Here is a 13715-nt window from a genome sequence, read left to right on the forward strand (position 1 = left end):
TTAGAGTGAATTGTCTCAGCATTGATGAGTTGGTGATGGTAAAACCGCTCCCGGACAGACAATGCAAGCCCGATCGCCCGCAGGCGATCGCAAATCACGCTAATATTACTGTGCCCGAAAGCCGGATCGAGTTAAAGGTCGATCGCACTCAAATACAATCCAAATCGCCATTATTCAGATGAAACGACCCCACACTCACCCAAAAGCAGGAGGCGCGACTGGTCGCGCACTCCGCTAAAATGAACTAGATATTAAAACCGCAATCTTTCTTTACAATATAAAAAACCGAAGGCTCAAACCGGCGGGAGGAACTACCGTGACCAATCAAGTTTTTTCAGAAGCGGAAGAACAACAACCGCTTTCCCCCGTGCAGGGCGGGCGCAACAGGAACTCAGCAGTCGATGCGCCTGAAAGTGGGGTGTCAGACAAATCTCGCTGGCAATTCTCCCCAGAGGAAGATGAACGAGAAATAGCCTTAGAAGTTCCAGACGAACAATCAGAAGTTTGGGAACCAGAAGAGCCAGAAGCTGGGCCCAGCAAAGGAATTCGGTGGCCGGCCTTGTTGGCGGGCGCGGGAATTGGCGTAGCTGCAACGCTGGCGGGCGTACACTTAGTTTCGGGAAAAAAGGCGCCTCCTGCAGTTACAGCCCCAGCGCCGGCTCAGCAGGCGACGGCTCAAACTGTGACAGTGGCGCCTGTGGAATCTGCCGAGGTGGCTCAAACTCTGGAAGCGACGGGCACCGTGGCGGCCTACGATTTGCTGCCGGTGCTGCCGCAAGCCAACGGTTTGCAAATCAAGCAGGTTTTGGTGAAGGAAGGGGATGCGGTAGAGAAAGGCCAGACGATGGCGATTTTGGACGACTCGGTGCTGCGATCGCAAATTGCCGCAGCCGCTGCTAAAGTACAATCGGCCGATTCTACGGTAGAACAAGCCGAAGCTCAAGTGCAGCAAGCTCAGTCTACCCAAAAAGAAGCCGAAGCCGGTGTCGCTCAAGCCGTCGCTGGCATTGAAAAAGCCATCGCTGACTCAGCGCAAGTTAAAACAGGTGTCGGCCAAGCCCAAGCTGGCGTCGAGCAAGCTAAAGCTGGCGTGAATCAAGCTAAAGCGGGAATTGCTTCCGCCCAGGCTAAATTAGCTCAAGCTCAAAGAGAAGTAGAGCGCAGTCAAAATTTGGCGGCTCAAGGAGTAATCAGCCAGCAAGATTTAGAAAAGCGCAAAACCGAGCGCGAAACTGCTGTTCAAGATGTGAACAAGGCTAAGGCAGATTTGAATAAAGCTTTAGAAGAACAGAACAAAGCAGCGGAAGAAGTGCGATCGGCTCAAGCTAAAGTAGCTAATGCCGAAGCTAATATCAGTACCGCGCGAGCCGCCCTCAGCAGCGCCCGAGCTAAGGTGAATACGGCGGCCGCAACTGTCAGCAGCGCCCGAGCAAATGTGGGGAACAACGCAGCAAGTGTCCGCAGCAATAATGCGCAAGTCCAACAGTTACAAACTCAACTGGAACAAACAATTGTCCGAGCGCCGGACAGCGGTATTGTATCTGAACAAATTGCTCGAATTGGTGATGTTTCTTCGGGAAATCAAAAACTATTTTCGATTATTCGGGGAAACAAGCTGGAACTGCAATTAAAAGTGCCGGAAACTCAGGTTTCGCAAGTGCGGCCGGGAACAGCAGTGCAGATTACTTCGGATTCTGACAAGCGGATTAAGTTGTCAGGAACTGTGCGAGAGATTTCGCCGTTAGTTGACCCGCAAAACCGGCAGGCTACGGTGAAGATTGATTTGCCTGCAAGCGAGTTTTTGCGATCGGGAATGTTTTTGCGCGCCTCGATTTCGACGGCTACGGCTCAAGGTTTGAAAGTCCCGGCTAAGGCTATTTTACCTCAGTCTGACGGCAGTTCTATTGTTTACAAACTTGTGGGAGAGGATAAGGTGCAGGCTCAACCGGTGGAAGTTGGGGAGATTACTGGGGGCGCGGTTGGTGATTTGACGAGTGCTCAGGTTCAGATTAAAAAGGGGTTGAAGGCGGGCGATCGCGTGGTTGTTGCTGGAGCGGGTTATCTTAAGGATGGCGATCGGGTGAAAGTTAGCAGTCAGTAGTCAGTTGACAGTTGACAGTTGACAGTTGACAGTTGGCAGTTGGCAGTTGGTAGTTGGCAGTTGGCAGTTGACAGTTGGTAGTTGTCATTATTTATTGTAGGGTGCGTCAGGTGAGAATTTGGCGATCGCCGACTAATAAATTTCCCCTGACGCACCTTACGATTAGTTAGTTAGTTACTGAGTCAATCGGTGCGCAGTGCGCACCTTACAGTATTTTTTTACCGAACCGCGAAGACGCGAAGGACGCGAAGGAAGAGAAGAGAAGAGAAGAGAAAAAAAGAGAAAAAAAGAGGGACTGTATTATCAATTACCAATTACCAATTACCAATTACTAATTCCCATTATGTCTTTTAATATTTCGGCTTGGTCGATCAAACAGCCTGTCCCGACGATTGTTTTATTCTTAATTCTGACGCTCGGGGGTTTAGTATCGTTTCCAGTTTTAGGGATTGATGATTCACCGAATATCGATGTGCCTTCGGTTTCGATATCTGTCAGCCAACCAGGGGCAGATCCGGCGGAACTTGAATCACAAGTTACGAAAAAAGTAGAAGATGCTGTGGCTGGTTTGGGCAATATCGACCACATTATTTCTACCGTTAATGACGGTTCTTCTAATACGACAGTCAACTTTTTGTTGGGCACGAATAGCGATCGCGCTACGAATGATGTCCGAAATGCGATCGCCCAAATCCGCCAAAGCTTGCCGCAAGATATCAACGATCCAGTCGTCAAGCGGGTGGAATTTGCCGGCGGTTCCATCATGTCCTACGCCGTGGTTTCCGATCGCCAAACCGTAGAACAGTTAAGCGAATTAATCGACCAAAACATCAGCCGCGTCCTCCTCTCCGTCAAAGGTGTCGCTCAAGTGCAGCGAATTGGAGGCAGAGACAAGGATATTCGAGTTGATTTAAACCCCGAACAACTGCAAAGTCTGGGGATTACAGCTACCCAAGTTAACGACCAAATTCGCAATTTTAACATCAATCTGCCAGGGGGCAGAACTGAAATTGGCAATTCCGAGCAAACAGTCCGCACTATCGGCAGTGCCAAAACTATCGAACAGTTGAAAGCTTATCAAATTACTTTGCCAAAAGGCGGTTTTGTGCCGCTTTCGGGTTTGGGGAAAGTTGAGGAAGGCTATGCAGAAGCGCGTCAGGGCGCGCGGCTTAACAACAAGCCAGTCGTGGCTTTTGCCATCCTCCGCAGCACCGGCAGCACTCTCGTTACTGTGGAAGAAGCGGTGCGAGAAGCTGTTAAGAAAATGGAAAAAACTTTGCCGCCGGATGTCAAGTTGGAGCTTATTTATACTTTAGGAGATCACATTCGAGATTCTTATGAAGCTTCTGTTGATGCTTTAGTTTTGGGGGCGGTTTTAGCGATTGTCACGATTTTTATTTTTCTGCGGGATTGGCGGGCTACTTTGATTGCTGCGGTGGCTTTGCCGCTGTCGGCAATTCCTACTTTTGCTGTGCTGAGGATGGTGGGATATACGCTTAACGGCATGACTTTGTTGGCGCTGTCGCTGGTGGTGGGTATATTAGTCGATGATGCGATCGTCGAAATTGAAAATATCGAACGGCACGTCGGGATGGGGAAAACGGCTTATCAAGCTTCTTTGGATGCTTCTGCTGAAATTGGTTTGGCTGTCGTTGCTACGACGATGACGATTGTTTCGGTGTTTGCGCCGGTGGCTTTTATGCCTGGAATTCCGGGTCAGTTTTTTCGACCTTTTGGCGTGACGGTTTCGGCTTCGGTGTTATTTTCGCTGTTAGTAGCCCGCACTGTGACTCCGATGATGGCGGCTTATTTGTTTAAGGATAAGGGACACCATCAGGAACTTAAAAAAGACCAACTTTCTTATCAGTACCGCCGACTTTTGACTTGGGCGCTGAAGCATCGGGCGATCGTCCTAATTTTAGCTGTTGCTTTGTTTTTCGGCAGCGTTCAGTTAATTCCTTTCATTCCGACGGGTTTTATCGATCGCGATGATACCGGACTTTCGACTGTCTCGATCGAATTGCCTCCGGGTTCCACCTTGTCACAGACAGATTTAGCAGTGCAGCAAGCAACTAAATTATTGCTCGCTCATCCGGCCGTAGATAGCGTTTTGGAGACCGAAGGCGCTCCGACTGTCTCCGGGGGCGCAGGTGGCGGCGGAGGGGGCGCTAGCGGCGTAAATACAGCCAGTCTGTACGTGAAATTGAAGCCCGCCGATCAGCGGATCAAGCAACAGAAGTTTGAGGAGGAAATGCGGCCGAAACTGCGGGATGTTCCGGGTGTGCGGCTGAGTTTTGCTCAAGGGCGTGTGGGCGGTAGGAAGCAAATGTCGATCGTCCTCAAGAGCGAAAATGCCGAAGCTTTAACTAAAACTGCGGAAACTCTGACGCAACAAATGAGGCAAGTTCCGGGACTGATTGAGGTACAATCTAGCGCGAGTTTAGTGAAGCCGGAGATTTTGGTAAAACCCGATCCAAATCGCGCGGCGGATCAGGGTGTTTCGGTGCAACAAATTGCTCGCACTGCTTCTCTGGCAACGATTGGAGATATTGACTCGAATCTTGCTAAATTTGATTTGCCGGACAGACAAATTCCGATTCACGTGATGTTGGCGCCGCAGTTTCGCAGCGATATCGAAACAATTAAAAACCTGCAAATACCGGGTAAAAATAATACGTTGGTGCCGTTGAGGGCGGTGGCGGATATTGCTTTGGGCAGCGGGCCTTCTCAGATCGATCGCTACGACAGAGCCCGTCAAGTATCTGTAGAGGGGAATTTGTTGCAGGGTACGACTTTGGGAGAAGCTGCTGCTGCGGTGAAGAAACTGCCTGCAATGAATCCTTTACCTCCTGGAGTGGAACAGGAATCTTCGGGTGATGCGAAGGTGATGCAGGATATTTTCAGCGGTTTTGCGGGGGCTTTGGGAACGGCGGTACTGTTTATTTATGGTGTGTTGGTGCTGTTGTTTGCGAATTTCTTGCATCCGATCACAATTATGGCGGCATTGCCTTTGTCTCTGGGTGGCGCGTTGCTAGGACTTTTGGTGGGACAAAAATCTCTCGGTTTGTATGCTTTGATTGGGGTGGTGTTGCTGATGGGAATTGTGACGAAGAATTCGATTTTGCTGGTTGATTACGCGATTATGAATCAGAAGGAAGGCGAACCGATGTATGAGGCGACGCTGGATTCGGGGGTGGCGCGGTTGCGGCCGATTTTGATGACTACGATCGCCATGATAGCTGGGATGGTGCCCATTGCGCTGGGAATTGGCGCGGGCTCTGGGGTTCGCAGCCCGATGGCGATGGCGGTAATTGGCGGTTTGATGACTTCGACGCTGTTAACTCTGGTGGTGATTCCGGTGGTTTATACCTATATGGATGGTTTGCAAGTCTGGATTTTCGATCGGGTGCGGGGGCGCAAGTCTGTTTCTATTAATAGAAAGCGGGCTAAAAGTTGAGGCTGGGCGGGTTTATGAAGAGTGTGGCTGGGAAATTAAATATCTGGGCTCACGGGCCCCTACAGAACATGAAATTAGACAATAACGATTCAATCTTTGTATATTTGAATTCTGTAGGGGCGGGTTCGCCAATATCTATGATTCACAAACCGAGTATTTGTAAACCCGCCCTGACACAGCGACTGTATACTGGTTCTGCTCCATGATATCAACGAGTTTCTAAAGCCCATCGAGCCTCAGCAATTTCTCAAACACCTCTCCCAAGGCGGCGGAGTAAGCGCGAGTATCCATAAACCTCGGTTTCTGCTGCATTTTTTGCTCAATTTGCTGCCGCTTTTGCTTTCGCAATTCGGCATTAGTTCCGAGTTCAATGCTCAACTTAATATAAGACTCTTCGCTGTCAGCAATTAAATCAAACAACTGGATGTCTCGCAGCATTGCCGCCCCTTGTTTGGAACGCAAACTATTGCCGTCCCTAACCACAGTTGGCAGTCCCACTTCTAACGGATCTACTGTCGAATTTGCACCCGCGTAGGGATAGGAGTCGAGATAGACATCAGCCAGCTTTAAAACTGCTTTCACATCTTCGCGATTCGCCAGCGTAGCTAATAAAATTAAACGGCTGCGATCGATGCCATACTTATCAAAGATAGCATACATTTTATTGACAAACGGCTGCCTGATGTAAGAACCAGACCAGGTATTGCCGAAGGGATATAAAACCAGGACAGAATCTGGCACAGCCGCGATAATCTTTGCCCAAGTCTCCCTGAGTTCGGGAATAATCTTGAACGTGTTAGCACCGGAGATAAATACAACTGATTTCTCGGAAATACCTAAGCTTTTGCGATCGGGATTAATCCTCGCTTCCTCTTTGTGGATGCTATAATTGAAGCAAAATCCTGTCCCGTCCATCATTACTAACTGTTCGCTATATTGTGTTTGCGCTTCTGGCAAAGGTTCCGTCAAATTGCCCGAAATGTAGCAGTCAATATTGCGGATGCCTGTAGTTACAGGAGATGCAAAATACGTGGTCTGTAACCGCGCTAGACGGTGCAAAGCTAGTAAAATGATGTTTTGAGCGGCATTTGTGACGATCGACCCCACAAACAAAATATCCAGGTCATCTGCCCGAATTATCTCGACTTGACTGTGCAGTTCCTTCGGTAGCTTAACGAGTTTGTCGGCGCGACTTTGACAGTATACATCCAAAGGGAGCTCGCTCGCGCCGAGGACATATAAAATAATCTCAAATCTATCTCTGTCTAAATGCTCAAAAGCCGGGATAGTCGTGAAAGTTTCTGAAATAGGCGCGAAATTTACTTTGAGAATGCCGAGGCGAATTTTGGTTGGGTTAGCCGGCCGTTTGCTAAAGCTGAAATCTATCTGATGTCCCCTAGCTTTCAGGATAAATTCTAAGATATCCGAGCGCTTGGTATAGACATTTTTTAAGTTTTTTGTGCTAAAATAGAGAGGGACAAAGTTAACGGTATCTGCAAAGATTAAAGCAACGTTTTGCCAAATTTCTGAATCGGGATTGCTGAAAACGCGACTGTGAACTAAATCAACTAATTGCTGCATATAGTCGGCATATTTTTCGACTTCTCCCGCTTCTTGAAAATAACTGGGGAAGTACAGCATAAATTCCAGCAAGTCATTGAAAAACCACTGCGGAACTGCAGTTCTGCCATACTGCAACGGCAATTGATCTGCCCGCCGGTACAGCATCGCCGCTAGTAAATATTGTATAGCTTCAGCAGCATCAAATCCTCGGGCAACGTATTGAGTTAACTTTTCTGCTTCCCGCTGTTCGGCGTCAGTCAGCGGTTCATCTCTCATGCCGCTTGCTAACAGCATTTTGTGTGCTTTTCCTGCACCGCCAGAGTAGCTATTATTCAGTTTGTCTGCGGGTGCAGATTGCCAAAATTCTGCAATTTGATTTCGTGCTTGACGCAACTCTGCTAAGGCGGATTGATGCGATGTGCTATGATGATATCGATCGATACAACCGGACAGCCAACTGAGAAACTGTGGCGAGTCTACATTTAGCTGAATTTTGATACTTTCCTGATGCAATCGCAGGGATAAACACTCTAGGGTTCCGCTATTTTGCTGCAAGGATAATCTCGAAAATGGGCTGGGCAAGTCGGCTGCTAAATCTAGCTGATTTAGCAGTTCAAAACAGCCGCCAGATGTGAGATTGAGGATGTTAATTAGGGGATGGTTGAGGTGCAAGCTGCTCAGCAGTTTAGGGTCGTAAACTGACATCAAAATATTTTTGATATCTTGTGCTTGCTTGTCCGGGGATTTGAGAGGTAGATTGAGCTTGGTTGTTAATAATTCTAACACTTGGTCGGGAGATGCTAGCAAAGCATTTAAACTCACGAGCAAGCACTGATGGGAATGCTTTTTATAGAATTCTAAGATGTGCCGGTTGTAAAATTTCCATACTTTTAAGCAAGACTCTGGGCGTTCGGAAAAAAATGGTATGTTTAACCGCAATATTGAATCGGCTACATCCCAAGGATAGCGGTAAACAAACAGATAGCAAGCATTGGGGATGATTTGATTCCAGAAATCTAACATTAAACTGGTGCGCGGATCTTTCCAACCCCAAAGTCCTGATTGGTGGGAGCGAGATTTGACTAATTGCTGAGCTGCTTCTTTATTTGTGTTAAGTTTTTGCTTATCTAGCTGTTCGCTTTCTGTCCAACCCCAATCGGGAAAACCTGTTTCGTCGGAACGAGAGCAAGTTTGCAGAATTGTTCGCTGAAATTCGACCAAATCAATGTCTTCAAAGTAACCTTTGGGATTCCAATAGTTACCTCTCAGGAGATTGCCTCCTAAATCAATGCCGATTGCTTGTAAAAATGCGGCAGTCAAAGAAGTCCCCGAACGGTGCATTCCCGTAATAATTAGCACTGGATGATTTGTCCCATTATTTAACATTTTTACCTCATTTAGGATTTAAAAAAATTAGGTTACGGTTGGTGATTCTTTATTTAATTGATATATGCGTACATACAGATTTTGTTGAGGGTTTAAATATGCAGCAAAGTATTATAGCATCTTTTGTCGCAAATACAACAAAAATTGTCGCACAAAAAAAACTTTGAAAAATTGCATAATTTTTGAGGAAAAGCCCTGATAGAGAAATAAGGGCCTGGTGCAGATGTAAAAATCGCCCTCGCCCGTTTTAAGTAAGCAGGAAAAAAGATGGCAATAATTATCAGTACATCCTCAAGTGACACTCTGATCGGCGGCACGCCAGACAATGACAACATTTCTGCCCTGGGTGGCAATGACACCCTCAGTGGCGTTGACGGCAATGACACCTTGCTAGGGGATGCAGGAAACGACAACCTCGATGGCGGTGCAGGAAATGACAGCCTAGATGGTGGCGAAGGCACTGACACCCTGTTTGGAGGCTTAGGCAATGACTTTCTCAATGCAGGTTTGGGCGATAAGGAGAGTCTGGCAGGTGGCGATGCAGATGACACGCTGCAAGGCTTCGGTAACTCTACAACTTTGGATGGGGGCGCGGGCAATGACAAACTCTTCGGCAGCAACAACAGCCTGCTCTTAGGAGGAGACGGCAACGACTATCTCGGAGCAGGTGGCAATAGCACCTTAGATGGCGGTGCTGGAGATGATACGCTCAATGTCCAATATGCCAATTCCGCCAACGTGCTGCGAGGTGGTGCAGGTAGCGATCGCTATCAGATCTCCGACAGCAAGTCGAGTCAGATTCAGGATACCGCTGGCATCGATAATGTGCTGATCGGTTTTAATACCTCAAACATTGCCACCTCCCTGGCGGCGGGAACTCTGGGATTAGGGCGGCAAGGTACGAGTCTGGTAGTTGACCTCAACAAAGACGGGATAGCCAAGGCTGCGGATGATTTGGTGATTTTAGACTTTTTCGGTGCATCGCCGACGGTTGCAGGTGCTGGTTTCATCGAAACTATCAACAACCTCTCAGGTACTGCGATACTCACAGCTAATCTCACTGACGCTACGATCGCAGGCGGGCTCAATGTAACCACAGGAACTTCGGGCCCTGATAACCTCACAGGTACTGCCAGCAATGACAACATTTCTGGCTTGGGCGGAAATGACACTATCAGTGGCGTTGACGGCAATGACACCTTGCTAGGGGATGCAGGAAACGACAACCTCGATGGCGGTGCAGGAAATGACAGCCTAGATGGTGGCGAAGGCACTGACACCCTGTTTGGAGGCTTAGGCAATGACTTTCTCAATGCAGGTTTGGGCGATAAGGAGAGTCTGGCAGGTGGCGATGCAGATGACACGCTGCAAGGCTTCGGTAACTCTACAACTTTGGATGGGGGCGCGGGCAATGACAAACTCTTCGGCAGCAACAACAGCCTGCTCTTAGGAGGAGACGGCAACGACTATCTCGGAGCAGGTGGCAATAGCACCTTAGATGGCGGTGCTGGAGATGATACGCTCAATGTCCAATATGCCAATTCCGCCAACGTGCTGCGAGGTGGTGCAGGTAGCGACCTTTATCTTCTCTCGGACAGCAAGTCGAGTCAGATTCAGGATACCGCTGGCATCGATAATATATTGATCGGTTTTAGTACCTCAACCAACATTTCCACGTCCTTGGCAGTGGGAACTCTGGGATTAGGGCGGCAAGGTACGAGTCTGGTAGTTGACATCAACAAAGACGGGATAGCCAAGGCTGCGGATGATTTGGTGATTTTAGACTTTTTCGGTGCATCGCCGACTATTGCAGGTGCTGGTTTCATCGAAACTATCAACAACCTCTCAGGTACTGCGATCCTCACTGCTAATTTACCAGAGGCATCCGCGCCAACACCAACACCGACAACGCCAACACCGACAACACCAACACCGACAACACCAACACCGACAACACCAACGCCTACAACGCCAACACCGGTAAGAACGCCTACAACGCCAACACCGGCAACAACGCCAACACCGGGCACAACACCCACACCGGGCACAACACCAACTCCCACACCCACGCCAACGGGCACAACACCAACCCCCACACCCACACCAACTCCCACACCTGCAATCGTTTTCAATCCGTCGCCGGATCAGTCGATCGCACTGCCGATCGCACCCACAGCCACGCCTGCACCCACACCAAGCGGCTCACTGCCTTCTACCCAAGGCAGCAATCGCGACGACATTCTAGTCAGCACCAGCAGCAACAATCTCCTGTTTGGCAACGGCGGAAACGATTCCTTGGTAGGCAATAGCGCCAACGACACATTCTTCGGAGGCAAAGGCGACGACGCCCTATTTGGCAACAGCGGCAACGATAGCCTCTTTGGCAATCGCGGCAACGACACCCTTGTTGGGGGCGACGGCGAAGATACCGCATCAGGAGGCAAAGGTGACGACGCGATCTTTGGTGGCGGCGCGGGCGATCTCCTCAATGGCGATCGGGGTAACGACTTCCTCGTTGGTGTTGACATTACCGCTGCTAATCCCGGCCGCGGCGAAATAGATACGCTGATTGGGGCACAAGGCAGCGATACCTTCTTGCTGGGAGATGCAGTCAAGTTCTACTACAACGATGGCATCGATAGCAGCACTGGCGCCGCCGACTACGCTTTGATTGTCGGCTACGACTCAAGTGAGGATATCATCCAACTTCAAGGCGCTCCCAGCACCTACGCGATCGGTGTTTCTCCCGCTGGATTGCCTGCTGGAACGGCTATTTTCAAGAAGACTGCGGCTGCTAACGAATTGATTGCGATCGTCCAACCTGTTTCTGGCTTCAGTCTTGATAGCAGTTCTGTGCGCTTCGTTTAAGCGTTGAGCGCGATCGATCGGGCGATCGACCGGGCGATCGTTTCTCCAATAGCCTCGGCGGTTGAAACCGCTGCTATACAAACGATGTCCGCGGAGGCGGACAGAAGAGTAGAAGTATAGATCCTGCCTTTGGTGCAGGACTTTTTTTGTCTGGACGGGCGATCGACTGCCTCCGAAAAATGATTGTCAAAATGGTTGACTCATAACCGCAAAATAGTTGTATAATGTTTTTCTAGTCGTTTTTTACCGCAATGCCTCAAAGGTAAAAGCAAGTAAAACAGACTAAGCGCGGGCGTAATTCAGTGGTAGAATGTCAGCTTCCCATGCTGAACGTCGTGGGTTCGAGTCCCACCGTCCGCTTTGACTGAATTTTCATAGAAGTATGAAAATTAATTAGTGCTATCAATTCGATCTATGGCTAATTTCTTAACCGCTGCATTATATAAGTTCGTTGAGCTATCGGATTTTGCCGACCTGAGAGCACCGATACTCGATTGTTGCAACAACAACAAGGTCAAAGGCACTATCTTGCTGGCCTCTGAAGGCATCAATGGCACGATCGCCGGCTCGTCCGAGGGCGTACACGCAGTGCTCGCATTCTTGCGCTGTGACCCGCGTTTTGCTGATTTGGTGCACAAAGAATCTTTTTCCGAAAAAGCACCGTTTTACCGCCTGAAAATACGCTTAAAACGCGAAATTGTCACGATGGGAATACCCGATATTAATCCATCCCTCATGGCTGGCAAATATGTCAAGCCTGATGAGTGGAATCAGTTGCTTGATGACCCCGATGTTGTTGTGGTTGATGTGCGCAACGACTTCGAGGTATCTATGGGTACTTTTGCAGGCGCTATTAATCCCAAAACAAAAAGCTTTTCCGAGTTACCTGAATGGGTGCAGCAAGAAACTGCTTTGCGCGAGAAATCTAAAATAGCAATGTTTTGCACTGGCGGGATTCGGTGCGAGAAATCTACTGCTTTTTTGCGATCGCAAGGTTTTCAAGAAGTCTATCATCTCGAAGGCGGGATTTTAAAATATTTGGAAACGGTGCCGGAAGCAGAAAGTCGTTGGGAAGGTGAATGTTTTGTCTTTGATGAACGGGTTTCGGTTGTTCATGATTTAAAGCCTGGTAACTATGAACTGTGTCGCGGTTGTCGTCACCCGATTAGTCAGGAAGATAAGGCTTCTGAATTATTTGTGCTGGGCGTGAGTTGTCCTCATTGTCATGACTCGAAAACTGAAACTAAAAAACAAGGTTTATCTGAACGTCAACGTCAAATTGAGCTTGCTAAGCGCCGCAACCAAGTACATATCGGCGCGCGCTATGATGTTAAGGAAAAACCCGATGGTGCGATCGACTAATCGTATTAGCGCTAATCTCAAAGAAACCGGGTTTCTGTGAAAAATCTGGTTGGGCGGCGTGAAATCTAGGAAGAAACCCGGTTTCTGACTCAAGTATTAGCGCGTTTCTCCAAGAAACCGGGTTTCTGTGAAAAATCTGGTTGGGCGGCGTGAAATCTAGGAAGAAACCCGGTTTCTGACTCTAAAGCCTTCCTTCTTCCTGATGACTAATGACTAATGACTAATGACTAATGACTAATGACTAATGACTTCTCCTATATGTCAGCAACATACCCGATTTTGTATTCCTTCCGCCGCTGTCCCTATGCTATGCGCGCGCGCTTGGCGCTGAGGGTTAGCAATCAGGTGTGTGAGTTGCGGGAAGTTGTTTTGCGAGACAAACCACAGGAAATGTTGGATGTATCTCCCAAAGGTACGGTACCGATATTGATTGATGTTGAGGGGCGGGTACTCGATCAAAGTATTGATATCATGTTGTGGGCATTGGAACAACACGATCCTGAAAAATGGTTGATTCCAGAGCAAGGTTCTGTTGCAGAAATGCTAGCACTAATCGCTGAATTTGATGATAGGTTTAAATATCATCTCGACCGTTATAAGTACCCCGATCGTTATGCAGGTGTTGATTCCCAAGTGCACCGGCATGAAGGTGCTTTATATCTGGGCCGACTAAATGCACAGTTAAGCGCGACTAAATATTTGTTTGGTAATAATATAGCATTGGCCGATATGGCGATCGCACCTTTTGTCCGTCAATTCGCCCATACCGATAAAAATTGGTTCGAGGAACAGCCTTGGATTCCCCTACAAGCTTGGTTAACAGCCTTCACTGACTCGGAAATTTACGCTAGCGTGATGCAAAAATACCAGAAATGGGAATCGGGGAATGCTGGCGTTGTTTTTGGGCGATCGTAATTACCTATGAACCTGTTTGTAGTGAGGACTTTAGTCCGCATCCAAGAGAGGACTCGCATTCCG

7 protein-coding genes and 1 tRNA gene are annotated in these 13715 nt (G+C 48.4%); 7 read left to right on the forward strand and 1 reads right to left on the reverse strand.

Translation table 11 applies throughout. From position 1 onward, the window contains the following. Positions 1-5: 5 nt before the first annotated feature. From QUB63_RS23800 to QUB63_RS23810, 3 genes are all read left to right on the forward strand, one after another. Complete coding sequence (locus QUB63_RS23800) at positions 6-182, forward strand: hypothetical protein (protein ID WP_332947798.1); 177 nt, start codon at positions 6-8, stop codon at positions 180-182. A gap of 134 nt (positions 183-316) precedes the next feature. Beyond that, positions 317-2101, forward strand: a complete 1785-nt coding sequence (locus tag QUB63_RS23805) for an efflux RND transporter periplasmic adaptor subunit (RefSeq protein ID WP_332947799.1) — start codon at positions 317-319, stop codon at positions 2099-2101. A gap of 343 nt (positions 2102-2444) precedes the next feature. Further along, positions 2445-5558: an efflux RND transporter permease subunit gene (locus QUB63_RS23810; RefSeq protein ID WP_332947800.1), complete on the forward strand. Its 3114-nt coding sequence runs from the start codon at positions 2445-2447 to the stop codon at positions 5556-5558. A gap of 219 nt (positions 5559-5777) precedes the next feature. Here QUB63_RS23810 and QUB63_RS23815 read toward each other — a convergent pair whose 3' ends face one another. Beyond that, complete coding sequence (locus QUB63_RS23815) at positions 5778-8507, reverse strand: O-linked N-acetylglucosamine transferase family protein (protein WP_332947801.1); 2730 nt, start codon at positions 8505-8507, stop codon at positions 5778-5780. A 267-nt stretch (positions 8508-8774) separates the two neighbouring features. On the opposite strand from QUB63_RS23815, the gene QUB63_RS23820 reads away from it, so the two are divergent. From QUB63_RS23820 to QUB63_RS23835, 4 genes are all read left to right on the forward strand, one after another. Beyond that, positions 8775-11375, forward strand: a complete 2601-nt coding sequence (locus QUB63_RS23820; RefSeq protein WP_332947802.1) for a calcium-binding protein — start codon at positions 8775-8777, stop codon at positions 11373-11375. Between the two features lie 288 nt (positions 11376-11663). Continuing rightward, a tRNA-Gly gene (locus QUB63_RS23825) sits at positions 11664-11735 on the forward strand. A gap of 54 nt (positions 11736-11789) precedes the next feature. Beyond that, positions 11790-12737, forward strand: coding sequence for an oxygen-dependent tRNA uridine(34) hydroxylase TrhO (trhO, locus tag QUB63_RS23830; protein WP_332947803.1), 948 nt, complete (start codon positions 11790-11792; stop codon positions 12735-12737). A 258-nt stretch (positions 12738-12995) separates the two neighbouring features. Further along, complete coding sequence (locus QUB63_RS23835; RefSeq protein ID WP_332947804.1) at positions 12996-13652, forward strand: glutathione S-transferase; 657 nt, start codon at positions 12996-12998, stop codon at positions 13650-13652. The last annotated feature ends 63 nt before the right edge of the window (positions 13653-13715 follow it).

The sequence above is a fragment of the Microcoleus sp. ARI1-B5 genome, from assembly GCF_036705795.1.
Classification (GTDB): domain Bacteria; phylum Cyanobacteriota; class Cyanobacteriia; order Cyanobacteriales; family Microcoleaceae; genus Microcoleus.

What these genes read in the sequence shown, in the direction of transcription:
- QUB63_RS23810 (WP_332947800.1), top strand. Translation starts at nt 2,445, where the DNA reads ATGTCTTTTAATATTTCGGCTTGGTCGATCAAACAGCCTGTCCCGACG.
- QUB63_RS23820 (WP_332947802.1), top strand. Translation starts at nt 8,775, where the DNA reads ATGGCAATAATTATCAGTACATCCTCAAGTGACACTCTGATCGGCGGC.
- QUB63_RS23835 (WP_332947804.1), top strand. Translation starts at nt 12,996, where the DNA reads ATGTCAGCAACATACCCGATTTTGTATTCCTTCCGCCGCTGTCCCTAT.
- trhO (WP_332947803.1), top strand. Translation starts at nt 11,790, where the DNA reads ATGGCTAATTTCTTAACCGCTGCATTATATAAGTTCGTTGAGCTATCG.
- QUB63_RS23815 (WP_332947801.1), bottom strand. Translation starts at nt 8,507, where the DNA reads ATGTTAAATAATGGGACAAATCATCCAGTGCTAATTATTACGGGAATG.